The sequence below is a fragment of the Mycobacterium sp. 3-98 genome, assembly GCF_035918355.1.
Lineage (GTDB): Bacteria > Actinomycetota > Actinomycetes > Mycobacteriales > Mycobacteriaceae > Mycobacterium > Mycobacterium intracellulare.
On the sequence record NZ_CP142360.1, the window covers coordinates 125,155 to 140,826 of the forward strand.

Consider the following 15,672-nt stretch of genomic DNA (forward strand, 5'->3'; position numbering starts at 1 on the left):
ATTTCCGCAGGTCAGCTTCGCTAGTCGATATCTTTCAACATATCCAGTTGCATCGCGTTAGTTCCCGATATATCGTGATATTCCGAAACGCACGTCGGGTGCGCGACCCACCAACGTAAGGACACAAATGAGCAACCCATTCACTCCCCCCGAGGGACCATTCGGCGGCCGGCCCGGTTTCGGATTCGGGTTCGGCTCCGGCCCGGTCGACCGGCGCGCCCTGCACGAGGCGCGGCGCCAGGCCAGGCGGGACTTCCGCGAACATCTCCGCGACCACGCCGGCGGCGGCCACCCGGGTGGCTACGAAGGCCCGTTCGGGTTCGGTCCCGGATTCGGGCCGGGCTTCGGCCCCGGTTTCGGTTTCGGTCCCGGCGGACGGCGCGGCGCCTGGCGCCGTGGCGGCCCGGGCCGCGGCAAGCGCGGTGACGTGCGGGCGGCCATCCTGACGCTGCTCGCCGAGCGGCCGATGCACGGCTACGAGATGATCCAGCAGATCGCCGAACGCAGCAACGGGCTGTGGAAGCCGAGCCCTGGCTCGGTGTATCCGACCCTGCAGCTGCTCGACGACGAAGGCCTGATCACCGCGAGCGAATCCGCGGGCAGCAAGAAGCTTTTCGAGCTGACCGAGCAGGGCCGCGGGGCGGCCGAGAAGATCGAGACCCCGCCGTGGGACGAGATCACCGAAGGTGCGGACCCCGGTCACATGAGCCTGAGGGCGGCGGTCGGCCAGTTGTTCGGCGCGGTCGGGCAGTCCGCCCACACCGCTTCCGCCGAGCAGCAGCAGCGCATCGTCGACATTCTCAACAACGCGCGGCGCGAGATCTACGGCATCCTCGGCGAAGACTGATTCCGAGCCAGCGGACCCTGGATCAGGTCACCTCAGGTGATGGAGACCCAATCCAGGGTCCGCTGCACGGCCTTGCGCCAGCCCGCGTACCCGTCGGCGCGCTGCTCGTCGTTCCAGGTCGGCGACCAACGCCGGCCCTCCTGCCAGTTGGCGCGCAGGTCCGCCGGGTCGGCCCAGAACCCCACGGCCAGGCCGGCCGCGTACGCGGCGCCCAGCGCCGTCGTCTCGGCGACCACCGGACGCACCACGTCCACGCCCAGCACGTCGGCCTGGATCTGCATGCACAGGTCATTGCCGGTGATACCACCGTCGACCTTCAAAACCTCAAGGCGCACACCGGAATCCGCGGCCATCGCGTCTACCACGTCGCGGCTCTGGTAGCAGATCGCCTCCAGGGTGGCCCGGGCCAGATGCGCGTTGGTGTTGAATCGGGACAGCCCCACGATCGCGCCCCGGGCATCGGATCGCCAGTAGGGGGCGAACAACCCGGAAAACGCCGGGACGAAATAGACGCCGCCGTTGTCGTCGACCTGGCGGGCCAGCGCCTCGCTTTGCGCGGCCCCGCTGATGATGCCCAGCTGATCGCGCAGCCATTGCACGGCCGCGCCCGTCACCGCGATCGAACCCTCAAGTGCGTAAACGGGTTTGGCGTCCCCGAACTGGTAGCAGACGGTGGTCAGCAGCCCGTTGTCGGAGCGCACGATCGTCTCGCCGGTGTTCAGTAGCAGGAAATTGCCGGTGCCATAGGTGTTTTTCGCCTCCCCCTCGGCCAGACACACCTGCCCCACCATCGCCGCGTGCTGGTCACCCAGCACGCCCGTGATCGCAATCTCTCCGCCCGCCGGGCCGGTCTCGGCCGTCACCCCGTAGGGCTGCGGCGACGACGACGGCCCGATCCGCGGCAGCATCGCGCGCGGGATCGCAAAGAATGACAGCAACTCGTCGTCCCAGTCCAGGGTCTCGAGGTTCATCAGCATGGTCCGGCTGGCGTTGGTCACGTCGGTGACGTGCACGCCGCCCCGCGGACCCCCGGTCAGGTTCCACAACACCCAGGTGTCCGGGGTGCCGAACAACGCGTCGCCACGCTCGGCGGCGTCGCGCACCCCGTCGACATTCTCCAAGATCCATCGCAGCTTTGCGCCGGAGAAGTACGTCGCCGGGGGAAGTCCCGCCTTGCGGCGGATCACCTCGCCCCGGCCGTCGGCTTCCAGCGCCGACGCGATCCGGTCGGTGCGGGTGTCCTGCCAGACGATCGCGTTGTAATAGGGCCGTCCGGTCTTGCGGTTCCAGACCAGCGTCGTCTCGCGCTGGTTCGTGATACCCAGCGCGGCAATGTTTTTCGGCGCCAGGTTGGCACGGTTGAGCACGGAGGTCAGCACCGAGGAGGTACGTTCCCAGATCTCCACCGGGTCGTGCTCGACCCAGCCCGCCTGGGGCAGGATCTGTTCGTGCTCGAGCTGGTGGCGGGCCACCTCGGCACCCTCGTGATCGAAGATCATGCAGCGCGTGCTGGTCGTCCCCTGGTCGATAGCGGCCACGAATTCGGCGAACTCGGCCAACTGCTCTCCTCCACCCGTGAGCTCTGACACTTTTGCGGCAAAAGTCCATCATGGTCTACCCGCCCGGCGGGCGAGGCCACAACCGCGCCGCCGGAGAGCTTGCGTTACGGGCGGTAACCCTGTTGCATCTGCGGTGTGGGCGAAGAGGTCAAGCGCACCACGTACGACAGCGCACACCGCCGCGAATACCGGCGCAAGGTTCAGGCGTGTCTGAACGTGTTCGAGACGATGCTCGCCCAGTCATGCTTCGATTCCGACCAGCCGCTCACCGGCATGGAGATCGAGTGCAACCTGGTCGACGCCGACTACCAGCCGGCCATGTCCAATCGCCACGTCCTGGACGCCATCGGCGATCCCGCGTACCAGACCGAATTGGGCGCCTACAACATCGAATTCAACGTCCCGCCGCACGCGCTGCCCGGACACACGGGGCTGGATCTCGAGGCCGAGGTGCGGGCCAGCCTGAACGAGGCCGAGATCAAGGCCGGCGCCGCCGACGGTGCGCACATCGTCATGATCGGCATCCTGCCCACGCTGATGCCCGAACACCTCGATCACGACTGGATGAGCGAGTCGACGCGGTATGCCGCCCTCAACGACTCGATCTTCACCGCCCGCGGCGAGGACCTGCCCATCGACATCGACGGCCCCGAACCGCTGAACTGGCACGCCGCGACGATAGCGCCCGAATCCGCTTGCACCAGCATGCAATTGCACCTGCAATTGGCCCCGGAGACGTTCGCCGCCAACTGGAACGCCGCGCAGATTGTCGCCGGTCCGCAGCTGGCGCTGGGCGCCAACTCGCCGTTCTTCTTCTCCCACCAACTCTGGGCGGAAACCCGCATCGAGCTGTTCACCCAATCCACCGACACCCGACCCGAAGAGCTGAAAACCCAAGGCGTGCGCCCGCGAGTGTGGTTCGGTGAACAGTGGATCACCTCGGTCCTCGACCTGTACCGCGAGAACATCCGGTACTTCCCGTCCCTGTTGCCCGAGGTGTCCGAGGAGGATCCGGTCGCCGAGCTGGCCGCCGGGCGCACCCCGCAGCTGTCCGAGTTGCGGCTGCACAACGGCACCGTGTACCGGTGGAATCGCCCGGTGTACGACGTGGTCGACGGGCGCCCGCATCTGCGACTGGAGAATCGGGTGTTGCCGGCCGGACCGACAGTCGTTGACATGCTGGCGAATTCGTCCTTCTTCTACGGGATGCTGCGCAGCTTGTCCGAGGCGGACAGCCCGTTGTGGGACCGCATGGATTTCGCGGTGGCGGAGGCCAACTTTTTGGCTGCGGCGCGCCACGGCATCGACGCCCGGCTGCACTGGCCCGGGCTCGGGGAGGTGAGCGCACGCGACCTGGTGCTCGACACGTTGCTGCCGATGGCCGACGACGGGTTGCGGCGCTGGGGCGTCGACCACGAGGTCCGCGACCGGTTCCTGGGGGTCATCGAGGGCCGCGCCCGCGCGGGCCGCAACGGCGCCACCTGGCAGGTTTCCACCGTACGGGCCCTGCAGGACGCGGGCATGGGCCGGGCCGCCGCGCTGGCCGAGATGTTGCGCCGCTACTGCGAGTACATGCATGCCAACGAGCCGGTGCACACCTGGGAGTAGGTTGACGACCATGTCATCTGATCAAGTGATGGACTGGGACAGTGCCTACCGCGAGCAGGCCCATTTCGAGGGTCCGCCGCCGTGGAATATCGGTGAGCCGCAACCCGAACTGGCGGCGCTGGCCGCGGCCGGAAAGTTCCGCAGCGACGTCCTGGACGCCGGCTGCGGAGTCGCCGAGCTCTCACTGAGCCTGGCCGCCCAGGGTTACACCGTGGTCGGCGTCGACCTCACACCGACCGCCGTCGCGGCGGCCACCAAGTCCGCCCGGGAGCGCGGGTTGACCACGGCCAGCTTCGTGCAGGCCGACATCACGTCGCTGAGCGGGTATGACGGACGGTTCGCCACCGTCGTCGACAGCACGCTGTTTCACTCGCTGCCCGTGGAGGGCCGCGACGGCTACCTGCGCTCGGTCCACCGCGCCGCGGCACCGGGCGCCAGCTACTTCGTGCTGGTGTTCGCCAAGGGCGCCTTCCCGGCCGAGATGGAACCCAAGCCCAACGAGGTCGACGAAGACGAACTGCGCGCCGCGGTCAGCACGTACTGGGAAATCGACGAGATTCGCCCCTCCTTCATCCTGTCGAACGCGATCAACATCGCCGACGCGCCTTTCGAATTCCCGCCGCACGATCGCGACGAGCAAGGCCGGATCAAGATGCCGGCCTACTTGCTGACGGCGCACAAGGCCGGCTAGCCGGTTGCGGTCGCCGCCGTCGCGGCGATGAGCGCCTCGGCGAAGGTCTCCAGGTCCTCGGCAGTGGTGTCCAGGTGCGGCGAGATCCGCAGCAGCGGCCCCGGGAGCTCCAGCGGTGCCCGCTGCACGCCGACGAAGGTGGTCAGGATCCGTCGCTCGGCGAGCAACCAGTCCCGCACCGTCTGCGGGTCGGCGCCGTCGGTCGGCGCCAAAGTCGTGATGGCGCTGGGTTCTTCGACCTCCTCGACGACGGCCCACCCGGCGACGTCGGCCAGCACCGTGCGGCTCAGGCCGCCCAGCTCGGCCAGGCGTGCGCAGACGGCCGTCGGCCCGTAGGCCAGGTGCTCCCCCAGCGCCAGCGAAAACCCCACCCGCGCAGCGACATTGGCTTCGCCGAATTCGAGCTGCTGGGCCACCGTCGGCGACCCCGATGCGCGCGCCCACTGCGGTGCCGCCAGCCTGGGGCGCAGGCTCTCCATCAGCTCCCGGCGCACCGCCAGTATCCCGACACCGCGCGGGCCGGCGATCCACTTGCGCGACGAGGAATACGCCGCGTCGGCCACGGCCGCGCAATCCACCTGCCCCAGCGCCTGCGCCGCGTCGATCACCAGTGGCAGCCCGAGCTCCCGGCAGAGCTGGGCGACCATCGAAACCGGTTGCACCACACCGCTATGGCTGGCCACCGCGGTCAGGTGCACCAGGTCCGGCCGGTCGGTGTCGAGGGCCCGCGCCGCGTCGTCGAGCGCGACGCGGCCGTCATCCATGGTCGGCAGCAGCCGGCGGTCGAACCCGTGGGCGGCCATCACGGCCAGGTTGGGCCCGTATTCGCCTGGCAGGCACGCTACCGTTCGGTGCTTGGTCGGCCAGGCGCCCAACAGCAGATCCAAGGCGTGAAGCGAGCCGGTGGTGAACACCACCTCGGCGTCGGTCATCCCGGTCAGCGCGGCGAACGCGACACGCCCGGCGTCGAGCACCGGGGCGGCCGCCTCGGCCGCGACATACCCGCCGACTTCGGACTCGTTGCGGGCGTGCTGCGCGGCGGCGTCGATCACCGCGACGCTCTGCCGTGAGCAGGCGGCGTTGTCCAGATGCAGGCCGGCCATGGGCGGGCGTGCCGCCCGCCATCGGTCGGCCAGCGAGTCGCCGGCGGTCACTTCACGGCCAACGACAACCCGAAGTCACCCGCGCCGTCGGTCCACCATTGCGTGCGACGCAGTCCCACGGCGGCCAGTTCGGCACTCACCTTTTCCGGGCGGAACTTGCACGACACCTCGGTCAGCATCTCCTCGCCGGCCTCGAAGTCCACGATCAGCTCGAGCGCACCGACACGCACCCGCTGGCCGCGATCGGCCCGCAACCACATCTCGATACGTTCCTCGGCCGGGTTCCACCGCGCGACGTGCGCGAAAGCGTCGACGTCGAAATCGGCGTCCAGTTCCCGGTTTACCACCGCAAGAACATTGCGGTTGAACGCCGCCGTCACCCCGGCGGAATCGTCGTAGGCGCGCACCAGCCGCTCGAGGTCCTTGACCAGGTCGGTGCCCAGCAGCAGGCTGTCGCCGGGCCGCATCTGGGCGGACAGCGCGGCGAGGAAGTCCGCGCGCGGCCCGGGCGTGAGGTTGCCGATCGTCGACCCCAAGAACACGAACAGCCGCCGCCCGTCCGCCGGGATCTCGGTCAGGTGTTCTTCGAAATCGCCGCAGACGGCCTTGATTTCGACTCCCGAGTATTCCTGCGCAATGGCCGCGGCGGCCGTCGACAGGATGCTGGCGTCGACGTCGAAGGGGACGAACCGGCGCAGCGAACCGCGCGCGCGCAGGGCGTCGAGCAGCAGCCGCGTCTTCTCCGATGTGCCGCTGCCCAGTTCCACCAGGGTGTCGGCCTCGCTGGCCGACGCGATTTCGGCCGCCCGCGCGCGCAGGATCTCGGCCTCGGCGCGGGTCGGGTAGTACTCGGGCAGCCGGGTGATCTGGTCGAACAGGTCACTGCCCACGGCGTCGTAGAACCACTTGGGCGGCAACGACTTCGGCGTCTTCTGCAGGCCTTCGAACACGTCACGGCGCAACGCGTGGTAGGCCGAATCGGCGGCGAGGTGGTTCGACAGCGACAGCGTCATCAAGACCCTTTCGGATGATCCAGCGGGGTCATCGTGACTCCGCCGGCGGTGACTTCGACCAGGTGGCGGTCCGGCACGTCCTCCCAGTCGGAGTCGTTGTCGTAGGGTTCGCTGGCCAGGACCACACCGTCCGGGCGGCGCAGGATGGACAGCGTGTCCCCCCACGCCGTCGCCAGCATGCGAGAGCCGTTGGCGGCCAATATGTTCAGCCGGGCGCGCGGGTCGGCCACCGCGATCTCGGCGATGGTGTCGCCCAGCGCGTCGAGGCCGCGCTCGAAGATGACGGCCGCCAGCATCGCGCTGTCGCAGACCGATTCGGCCTGCGACGTCGCCGGCAGCACCGCCCGGTCGACGATTCCGTTGTGCGACAACAACCATTGCCCGTCGGTGAACGGCGCGGTCGCGCTGACTTCGATCGGCATGCCGACGGTCGCCGAGCGCACGGCGGCCACCACGCAGTGGCTGCGCAGCGCCGGCGCGACGGACTCGAAGGACACATCACCCCACAGCGGCAGCTGGCTGCGCCAGCGGCGGGGCGCGGCGCCATCCGACGCAGCATCGAAAAAGCCGACGCCCCAACCGTCCGCGTTCAGCAGACAATGCTTCTGGCGGCGCGGCGCGTAGGCCTGCACCCGCAGCCCGAACGGCGGGTCGAGCACCAGCGAGGAGACCGTGACGTCGGCCCCGAGCCACCCCAGGTGCCGGCACATCAGGCGATCTCCTTCGGCACGTCCCAGGCCAACCGGACGCCGGAGAAGATCTGGCGCCGGTACGGGTGATCCCAGTTGCGAAAACTCGGGCGCAGGATGCCCGGCTCCACGGCCCACGATCCGCCGCGCAGCACCCGGTAATCGCCGTCGAAGAACGGCTGTGAATAGCGCTCGTAGAGCATCGGGACGAACCCGGGCCAGGGCCGCAGCGGGCTGCTCGTCCACTCCCACACATCGCCGAGCATCTGCTCGGCCCCGTACGCGGAAGCGCCGGCGGGGTAGGCCCCGACGGGTGCGGGCCGTAGCGCGGTGCCGCCGAGGTTGGCCAGCGCGTCGCACGGCTCCTGGGCGCCCCATGGGTAGCGGCGCCGGGCGCCGGCGGAGGGGTCCCATGCGCAGGCCTTCTCCCATTCCATCTCGGTGGGCAGCCGCGCGCCGGCCCAGGCCGCGTACGCCTCGGCCTCGAAATAGCTGACGTGCTGGACGGGTTCGTCGGCGGGGATGTCTTCGACGTGGCCGAACCGGGTGCGGGTGGCGGCGTCGGGATTCCAGAACTGCGGTGCGGTCAGGGCGGCGGCCTGGCGATGCCGCCAGCCCCGCTCCGACCACCACCGCGGCTGGTTGTAGCCGCCGTCGTCGATGAAGTGCCGCCATTCGCCGTTGGTGACCGGAACCCGGCCGATCCGGAACGCGGGCAGGTCGACGACGTGGCCGGGACGCTCGTTGTCCAGCGAGAAGGGCTCGGCGGCGGGGTCCACGCCGAGCACAAACTCGCCGCCGGGCACCAGCACCGAGGTGCCGGCCAGGCCCGGGCGGGCGGGCGGCAGCATCGACGTGCCGCGCAGTAGCGGCGGGCCGCTGCGCAGATTCAATGCCTGCAGCATGGTTTCGTCGTGCTGGTTTTCGTGGCTGACCACCATCGCGTACGCGAACGCCGCCTCGTCGCCCGCGGGGTCGTCGGGCAGCGCGTCCAGGGCGTCGAACACGGCGGACCGCACCGTCCGGCAGTACGCGCGCGCCTCGTCCGGCGACAACAGCGGCAGGTCGACCCGACTGGCGCGCGAGTGCACGAAGGCGTCGTAGAGACCCTCGATGGCCGGCGACAGCATCGACGGCCGGGCAAGATCCCCGCCCCGCAGCAGCCACAGCTCTTCCTGCTGGCCGATGTGCGCCAGATCCCACACCAGCGGGCTCATCAGCGGGTCGTACTGCCGGCACAGTTCGGCGTCGTCGAAGTCGACCAGCCGCAGCGTCCGCGTCCGCGTCCGCGTCAACTGGTCGGCAAGCGCCTGGCGTGACGTCACCGTCACAGTCCCCCTCGCGCCGCCCGCGACACCTCGGCGGCGACGCCGTGTTCGATCACCCGGTCGGCGAAATCGTCGCCGGGACACCGGCCCTGTTCGACGAGGTCGACCAGCCGCTGCATCGCGTCGCCGACTTCGGCCGGCGCCCTTTCGGCCGCGATGGCCACGCACGCGTTGGCGGCCGCGTAGAGCCGCCGGTCACGCAGCCCGAGCCGGGCCGCGATGTCCCAGGCGGTGGCCACCGGTGCGACGGCCTCGGCCGCGGCGTCGGCCGCGGTCGGGTCGTCGAGGAGCGCCACCAGGGTGAACACCACCGCGGGCCACAACGCGTCCGGGACGCTGTCCAGGTAGCGGATTTCCAGCCACTGCCGGGGGCGGACCGGCGGGAACAAGGTCGTCAGGTGGTATTCGAGATCGGCGACGCTGGGGCGGCGATTACCGAGCAATACCCGGCCGTCGACCCAGTCGGCAAAGGGCACCCACTGCGTGACCGCCTCGGCGCCCGGCGTGTGCACCAGCATCACCGGGGCCTTGAGCGCGTAGCGCCCCCAGTCGGTGCCCGGGTCATCGCCGCTGGCGCCCAGGATGGGTCCGCAGCGCGCGGAATCCATCTGCCCCCACACCCGCTGCCGGCTGGAGACCCAGCCGGTGAAGTCGCCGCCCAGCATCGGCGAGTTGGCCGTGATCGCAATCATGGTGGGCCCCAAGGCATGCGCCAGCCGAACCCGAGCCGCCCAGCCCTCGCGCGGCCCGGCGTCGACGTTGACCTGGATCGATGCGGTGGACGTCATCATCGCCGCGCCCGCTTCCCCGGAGCGGCTGGTGGCGAAGAACCTTTCCATGGCGCGGTAGCGGGCGCCGGGGTTGATGCGCTGGGGGGGTCGCAGCGGGTCGGCGCCGAGGAAGACCAGGCCCAGGCCGGCCTCGGCAAACGCCGGCTGGAGCACGGCCTGGTCCCGTCGCATGGCCTCGATCGCGGGCAGGACGCCGTCGGCCGGCGGCCCGGAGAGTTCGACCGCGCCACCGGGTTCCACGGTGATCCTGCTGCCGCCCGGCAGGGCGGGGAGCCCGTCGAGCACCGCGGCGATTTCGTCCCAGCCGGGTCTGCGGTGCGGGGCGGCCGGGTCGTGGCAGTGGGCCTCGAGTTCCAGACCCACCCGTCCCAGCGGGGCGTCCACCAGGCAGCCGTCGGCGATGTATTGCGCGACGGCCGTGGAGTCGGTGAGCTCGGCGATTTTCAGCTCCGGGGCGGGGTCGGCGCCGGTCGACCGCGGAGCCGCCGCAGTGATCGGGGCGAACGTCATATCACGATCCCTTCGGGCCCGGCGAAGGCTGAACACGCACCTGCGGACCGCTTCCCTGCGCAGCTAATCGAACGATATCCGGCACTACTTCGTCTAGTGCTTCATCTATCAGACGCCCCCGACATATTCCCCTCCCGCGCTGATGGCCAGACGGCAAGGACGGATACCCGATCGCTGCGCTACTGACCCAGCGCGTTCTGCATCGCCCCAGCTAGCACGTTCACGGCGGGCCCGGCGTTGCCGGGCTGACACACTTTCGCCTGCAGCAACACGTTTTCGCGCAGCCTGGTTTGATCGAAGCAGCGCCGATCGGTGCCCGCCTCCTGCTTGGTCCAGTTCTCGTCGGCGGGCCCGGCCGGCCCGCCGTCGAAGGACCACACCTGCGTGCTGCCGTTGTCCAGGTGTATCGCGGTCGTCTGACCGGAACAGCCGACCGTTCGATCCACCACCCGATGAAATGCCCGGGCCGCGGCGTCCGGGGTGGCGAACACCCCGACCGCCTGCTTGACCAGGTGCGTTTGATCATTCGCCGACGTCTGCGTGACGGCCCCGTTGAACGACGCCAGATCGGGATCGTCGTAGACCTCGGACAGCCCGATGTCCGCCCAGTTGTTGCACTCCGGGAGGTCCACCCAGGGGCCCTGTCCGGGCTGGGTGAACACCGACTCCCAGCCCATGGGTCCGCCGACGATGTTGCCGACCGACCCCTTGCCCAGGACGGCGTAGTTCACCACGCCCGGCTCCGACGGGTGCGCGGCGGCGACTGCGGGCGCGACGGTGCCCGCCACCGCGAACCCGACGGTGAGTACGGCGCGGTGCACCTGCGTGGCCCGCATGGTCATGAGGCGATCATGCCAAACGCCCCGACGTTCGGTCAGCCCCCGTCAAGCGCCGGCCTTGTGCGCCAAGCGTTTCGCGACCGCGTCAGGGGCGCGGCGCCGGCGAGCCGGGAGCCGGGCTGACGGCCGTCGGCTGACCGGGTCCGCTGATGCCGGGGCCGGAGACGGGACCGCCGGGCCCGCCCGGGCCGCCCGGGGGCATCGGAACGATCAAACCGGGGCCGCCGAGACCGGGCCCCCAGGGCCCATTGTCGGGCCCGGGACCACCGGGGCCGCCGTACCACGATCCGGGACCACCGGGACCGGGTCCCCAGGGGCCATTGCCCGGCCCGGGGCCGGGTCCCCACGGCCCGTTGCCCGGGCCGGGGCCGCCCGGGTGGAACATGCCGTGGTGATGGTGGCAGTGGTAGTGGTGCTTCCAAATGAAGGCGCCGACGAAGAACACCGAGGAGAGGATGAACACGATGCCCGCGACGATCACCACCCAGGCTGCCGCCGTGTAGAGCCGCGGCGGCTTGACCCGCGGCGGCGGTGGCGGCGCGGGCGGAGTGGTCGCGGCGGCGGGGGTCGGCTCGGCTTGCGGTTCGGGTGTCTCGCTCATGCCATGCCATATTGCCCCGCACGCGATGTCCGGAACAGGCCCCGGCGGCAAATTGCCTGGAATCGAGACGTGGCCCGACGCTCGATGAGAGCGCCGGGCCACGAGTGGGTTGGGGGTTTTAGTTGGTCAGCACAATGACGCTGGGGGCCTGCCCCGGCGCTGCGTGCGAGGCCGCCGCGGAGTGGAAGATCGACGCCGGGAGCTGTCCCGGGGCCATGCCGCTGGGCCGCACGGGCGACGGACTGGCGGGCGCGGTGGTCGCGCCCGGGCCCGTGGGTGCGCCCGGGCCGCCCTGGGTGCCGCCGCCCGGTCCACCGGGCCCGCCGGGGCCGCGGTGATGCAGCATCGCGTGGTGGTGGTGCTTGTGGTGGTGATGGCCGTGATGGCCGCCGCGGTGGCCGAGGATGAAGCCGGTGAAGAAGATGACCGCGACGATGAACACGATCCCGGCGACGATGGCGACCCACGCGGCGAGTTGGAAGACCCGCGGGGCCCGATAGGCCGCTGCAGCGGCGGCCGGTGCAGTTGCGGTGGAGGTCCGCACGGTGGGGGTTTCAGGTGTTTCACTCATGAGACAAATGATGAAGCCGTTAACAGTAGTGGCGGCTATGCGCTACTTATGTAGGAGCTGTGAACCATCGCCGCCGCTCAGCGAGCGAAATAGCGCCGTGTCAACCGGTCACCAGCGCGCGATCTGCCAGCGCACCCATCGCCGGTGCAAGCAGGCGCGCGTACTGCGGCGTCACATGGAATTCGTTGTGGTAGACGAGCGTGTTGCCCACGATCGCCGGGCAACGGTCCCCGGCGCAGAACAGCTCGGTGATATCGCCGTATTGCCCGCCACCGGTATTGGTGACCGCCTTCTCTGCCGCCATACCCCGTTCGTTAACCGCCGTCGGCCGTCGAGACGAACAGGCCATCGCATTGTCGAGGTGGACGGATAGGCAATCCGGCACCATGTTGCGCAGATCGGGGATCGGCCCGAGCACCAAAACGTCCGTTCCCATGCCACGTAGCTGCCGCACCAAGCGGGTCAGGCTGTCGATCCATGCCGGGCCGTATGGCGGGAAACCTGTGCCGATGTCATGGCGCGATATGCCCAGCACCACCAATCGCGGGTGCTCACTTTGCAACCGAGCGATGATTTTTCCGCGCCACTGCTCACACTCGGTGAACTTCCGCTGAAAGAAGATGTTGATGGGCAAATCCAGCATTGGACAGGCAGCCTTACTCAGGACCTCAAGCCGCCAGTGGCGCTGATCGGCGACTTCCCGAAACGCCGGACTCCACATCGCGGCATTCGAGTCGCCGATCAGGGCCACCCTTGTCGGCGAAGCGGTGTCGCCCGTCGCGCACTCAGGTTGGGTCACTTCCAACAGATTCAGTACGCAGCCCTTCAATTCGTCTGTTGGTTGCCCGTATACCGCGTCGGCAAGGGGCGGATCGAGGTTCGACGGCACGGCCTTCAGGTCCGCGGACGCCGCGACAGCGGCCTGCACCTGGGCAAACGTGTGCTGAATCGCCGCGTCGTATAACTCGACGCTGCTGCCCCCAGGGGGTGGCGTCGCGTTGACCCTCAGCGATGGGGCCGCCGGTCCATGGCCGACCGGGGTGGGCACCAACAGCTGCAGCGCCACGCCCACACAGACCGCAATCGCGGTGGCGACACCGCCGAGCGCGAGGCTGCGGGCGGCCGACCGGCGCACCGGAGCGGCGTATCGGAACGGGTTCTCGATGAGGCGCAGCGTGAGCACGGCCAGGCCGAAGGAGATGGCAAGCGCTGCCAGGCCATCTATCGGCCCCAGCGGGTGGCCCAGCAGCGGAGTCGCGAGTAGCAGCACCGGCCAGTGCCAGAGGTACCACGAGTACGACACCCGACCGATCGCCCGCATCGGCCGCAACGCCAAGACGCGGCCGCATCCGCGGGTGGCTGCGGCACAGCCTGCGCCGATCACCAGAGCCGTGCCGAGCACAGGGAGCAACGCGGCGGTACCCGGGTAGGGCGTGGACCCGTTCAATAAGCTGCAGGCCAGCAGGACCATCGCCAGGCCTATCCATCCCGCGGTCGACGCTAGGAACGCCGGCAGCCGGCGCCAATGGGTGGCAGTGAGGGCCACCAGGCCGCCTACGGCCAACTCCCAAGCCCGGGTCTGCAGCGAAAAGAACGCCACAGACGGCGTCGCGGTGGTGGCCGCCAATGACCAGACGAAGGACACGGCGCCGACCAACCCGAGGGCAACCAGGTACGGAGTAATCGAGGACGTGGCCGAACCGGACCCGGTGCGCCGGGCACGCCGGACGATCCACGTCGCAGCGATGATCAGGGCCGGCCAGACCAGGTAGAACTGCTCCTCGACGCCGAGAGACCAGTAGTGCTGGAACGGCGACGGCGGTCTGTTGCCAATTTGAAAATAATCAACGCCTTGTTGAGCGAATCGGTAGTTGCCGACGTAAAGTGCGCTCGCGATGCCGTCGCCGATAACGGATTTCGCCTCCAACGGAGGTAATAACAGGGCCGAACCGACCGCGGTTACGACACCAACCGTGGCCGACGCCGGCAGCAATCGTCGGGCCCGCGCCCCGTAGAACCCGCCTAACCGGACCGTTCCGGCGGAACTCACCTCTCGCCAGAGCAGGCCGGTGATCAGGAAGCCCGAGATGACGAAAAACACGTCCACACCGACGAACCCACCGCCCAACCCGGGCACATTGCCGTGAAAGAGGACGACGGCCAACACCGCGACCGCACGCAAGCCCTCGATGTCGGGACGGAATCCCGCCCGCTTGCGCGGACCAGCAGCGGCAGTGCCGGGAACGGTTTCTGATTCGGTGGGGGGAGATGGTGCGTCTGCGGTCAGCGGTGGAGCTTGATCATCGGTGTCGTCTCTAGAGGTCATGCCCGCCCTTCTCGTCGTCTGCGTATTGTGCCCCCAACAAGCCGACCGCTGCCGTGTTATCGCCTACTCGGGCTTGAACGGATTGACCGCGAACTGGATGACCCGGTACGGCGCGGCCACTCGCGCGCGGGTGTCCCACTGGCTCACGAAGATTCGCAGCTCGTCCAGGGTGGAACCGGGCGAGATGTAGCCGCCGTACGGTTGCGCGAGCCGGTTGTCGTACGGCGGCGGCAGGCTTTCCGCGGGCTCCGGCCACTCGTCGTGCTGCACCACCGTGGTGACCGGCGCGTCACCCAGCGCCGTCGGGTCGTCGGCCACCCGGACCTCCATGTTGCCCGTGACGGCATTGAAGTAGGACAACACGGCCTTGCCGTCGATCTGCCTGATGCACATCTCGCCCACCGCGTCCGGCCACAGCGGTGTCGGCGGCTTGCCCCACCCCCCGCTCGCGCCGGCCGCCCAGCCCTGCCAGCGGGACCGGTCGGTGAACGTTTGCGGTGTGGCGCGATACAGGACCACGGGGTCCCGACGGGTGAAGCTGTCGGCCACGATGTACACCCACCCGCTCGGCGATTCCGGGGTCGGGATCGGGTCGTAATACCCGCTGATCTGCGTCTGCGAGCCGCCTTGATACGAGGCGGGCCGCTTCGAACCCGGGATCGTCTGCCAGCCCGCGCGCGCCGGTTCGGCGGTCACCAGCCGGGAGCTCTGCGGCTCCAGGTCCTTCGTCGTCGTCACCATCAGGTAGTTGCGCCGGTTGATCTGCACCACCCCGGCGGGCAGTTGCGAGGAATCCGGCGGAGCGGGGTCGGCCAGCAGCGGGTGGGCTATCCCGGTGACGCCGGTGTAGCGCACCCCGGCCGGGTCGTCGACCGACGCGGTGTCGACGTGCAGCGCGACGGGCGCATACCAGCCGCCGAACCCGACGCCCTGGCCGGCGAAGCTGTCGCCGCAGACCTGCAGCAGTTCGGTGGGGAATTCGACGAATTCACACAGGTCGGTCGCGCCGATGCCGTAATCGCCTGTGGGAGTTCCGGTTCCGGCGGTCGGACCGATCCGCAGCACCTGACCGGGCGCCAGCGGCTGCAGGATCGGTTCCGGGGCGGGCGCCGGCGGATCGGCATGCGCGGCCCAAAACCATTGCGGCGCAAGCAAAGATGCCACAAGTAGCGAGAACCGCGTCGCGGAACTCACTC

14 protein-coding genes are annotated in these 15,672 nt (G+C 69.3%); 3 read left to right on the forward strand and 11 right to left on the reverse strand.

Annotated features, from left to right (window positions below; translation table 11 throughout):
- The first annotated feature begins 127 nt into the window (after nt 1–127).
- Entirely contained in the window at nt 128–847 is a 720-nt protein-coding gene (locus QGN30_RS00675) for a PadR family transcriptional regulator (protein ID WP_008263283.1), read from the forward strand.
- A gap of 32 nt (nt 848–879) precedes the next feature.
- Here the strand turns inward: QGN30_RS00675 and glpK are convergent, their stop codons facing one another.
- Nucleotides 880–2,406 carry a glycerol kinase GlpK gene (glpK, locus tag QGN30_RS00680; RefSeq protein WP_233042352.1) on the reverse strand — a complete coding sequence of 509 codons (1,527 nt, stop codon included), beginning with the start codon at nt 2,404–2,406 and terminating at the stop codon, nt 880–882.
- 135 nt (nt 2,407–2,541) lie between these two features.
- Between glpK and QGN30_RS00685 the strand changes: the two genes are divergently transcribed.
- The gene (locus QGN30_RS00685; RefSeq protein ID WP_038534851.1) at nt 2,542–4,014 is read left to right on the forward strand and encodes a glutamate--cysteine ligase; all 1,473 of its coding nucleotides are present in this window, start codon (nt 2,542–2,544) and stop codon (nt 4,012–4,014) included.
- A gap of 10 nt (nt 4,015–4,024) precedes the next feature.
- Nucleotides 4,025–4,705, forward strand: a complete 681-nt coding sequence (locus tag QGN30_RS00690) for a class I SAM-dependent methyltransferase (protein ID WP_248923344.1) — start codon at nt 4,025–4,027, stop codon at nt 4,703–4,705.
- Here the strand turns inward: QGN30_RS00690 and egtE are convergent.
- The 10 genes from egtE to QGN30_RS00740 form a co-directional block, all read right to left on the reverse strand.
- The gene (gene egtE / locus QGN30_RS00695) at nt 4,702–5,808 is read right to left on the reverse strand and encodes an ergothioneine biosynthesis PLP-dependent enzyme EgtE (protein ID WP_232517817.1); all 1,107 of its coding nucleotides are present in this window, start codon (nt 5,806–5,808) and stop codon (nt 4,702–4,704) included. The two genes, QGN30_RS00690 and egtE, sit on opposite strands and share 4 nt — an antisense overlap.
- 47 nt (nt 5,809–5,855) lie before the next feature.
- Nucleotides 5,856–6,821: an L-histidine N(alpha)-methyltransferase gene (gene egtD / locus QGN30_RS00700; RefSeq protein ID WP_009955087.1), complete on the reverse strand. Its 966-nt coding sequence runs from the start codon at nt 6,819–6,821 to the stop codon at nt 5,856–5,858.
- Nucleotides 6,821–7,531 (reverse strand): ergothioneine biosynthesis protein EgtC, encoded by a 711-nt coding sequence (gene egtC / locus QGN30_RS00705; protein WP_038534846.1) that lies wholly within the window; start codon nt 7,529–7,531, stop codon nt 6,821–6,823. The genes egtD and egtC overlap by 1 nt, the downstream gene beginning before the upstream one ends.
- Nucleotides 7,531–8,835, reverse strand: coding sequence for an ergothioneine biosynthesis protein EgtB (gene egtB / locus QGN30_RS00710; RefSeq protein ID WP_134770530.1), 1,305 nt, complete (start codon nt 8,833–8,835; stop codon nt 7,531–7,533). The genes egtC and egtB overlap by 1 nt, the downstream gene beginning before the upstream one ends.
- A 2-nt stretch (nt 8,836–8,837) precedes the next feature.
- The gene (egtA, locus tag QGN30_RS00715; protein WP_008263269.1) at nt 8,838–10,139 is read right to left on the reverse strand and encodes an ergothioneine biosynthesis glutamate--cysteine ligase EgtA; all 1,302 of its coding nucleotides are present in this window, start codon (nt 10,137–10,139) and stop codon (nt 8,838–8,840) included.
- Nucleotides 10,140–10,318: 179 nt separating this feature from the next.
- Nucleotides 10,319–10,981, reverse strand: a complete 663-nt coding sequence (locus QGN30_RS00720) for a sensor domain-containing protein (RefSeq protein WP_009955083.1) — start codon at nt 10,979–10,981, stop codon at nt 10,319–10,321.
- An 82-nt stretch (nt 10,982–11,063) separates the two neighbouring features.
- Nucleotides 11,064–11,579, reverse strand: coding sequence for a hypothetical protein (locus QGN30_RS00725; RefSeq protein ID WP_038534843.1), 516 nt, complete (start codon nt 11,577–11,579; stop codon nt 11,064–11,066).
- Nucleotides 11,580–11,697: 118 nt separating this feature from the next.
- Nucleotides 11,698–12,123, reverse strand: coding sequence for a hypothetical protein (locus QGN30_RS00730; RefSeq protein WP_008263265.1), 426 nt, complete (start codon nt 12,121–12,123; stop codon nt 11,698–11,700).
- Between the two features lie 127 nt (nt 12,124–12,250).
- Nucleotides 12,251–14,476 (reverse strand): acyltransferase family protein, encoded by a 2,226-nt coding sequence (locus tag QGN30_RS00735; protein WP_082278455.1) that lies wholly within the window; start codon nt 14,474–14,476, stop codon nt 12,251–12,253.
- Nucleotides 14,477–14,539: 63 nt separating this feature from the next.
- A complete protein-coding gene (locus tag QGN30_RS00740) occupies nt 14,540–15,670 on the reverse strand; it encodes a DUF4185 domain-containing protein (protein ID WP_029383897.1) in 1,131 nt (376 codons plus the stop codon).
- Between the last annotated feature and the right edge of the window lie 2 nt (nt 15,671–15,672).

Excerpts from the sequence above, each read along its gene's own strand:
- QGN30_RS00675 (WP_008263283.1), top strand. The coding sequence starts at position 128 with ATGAGCAACCCATTCACTCCCCCCGAGGGACCATTCGGCGGCCGGCCC.
- egtA (WP_008263269.1), bottom strand. The coding sequence starts at position 10,139 with ATGACGTTCGCCCCGATCACTGCGGCGGCTCCGCGGTCGACCGGCGCC.
- egtE (WP_232517817.1), bottom strand. The coding sequence starts at position 5,808 with ATGGCCGGCCTGCATCTGGACAACGCCGCCTGCTCACGGCAGAGCGTC.
- QGN30_RS00725 (WP_038534843.1), bottom strand. The coding sequence starts at position 11,579 with ATGAGCGAGACACCCGAACCGCAAGCCGAGCCGACCCCCGCCGCCGCG.
- egtD (WP_009955087.1), bottom strand. The coding sequence starts at position 6,821 with ATGACGCTGTCGCTGTCGAACCACCTCGCCGCCGATTCGGCCTACCAC.
- QGN30_RS00735 (WP_082278455.1), bottom strand. The coding sequence starts at position 14,476 with ATGACCTCTAGAGACGACACCGATGATCAAGCTCCACCGCTGACCGCA.
- egtC (WP_038534846.1), bottom strand. The coding sequence starts at position 7,531 with ATGTGCCGGCACCTGGGGTGGCTCGGGGCCGACGTCACGGTCTCCTCG.
- QGN30_RS00690 (WP_248923344.1), top strand. The coding sequence starts at position 4,025 with ATGTCATCTGATCAAGTGATGGACTGGGACAGTGCCTACCGCGAGCAG.
- QGN30_RS00720 (WP_009955083.1), bottom strand. The coding sequence starts at position 10,981 with ATGACCATGCGGGCCACGCAGGTGCACCGCGCCGTACTCACCGTCGGG.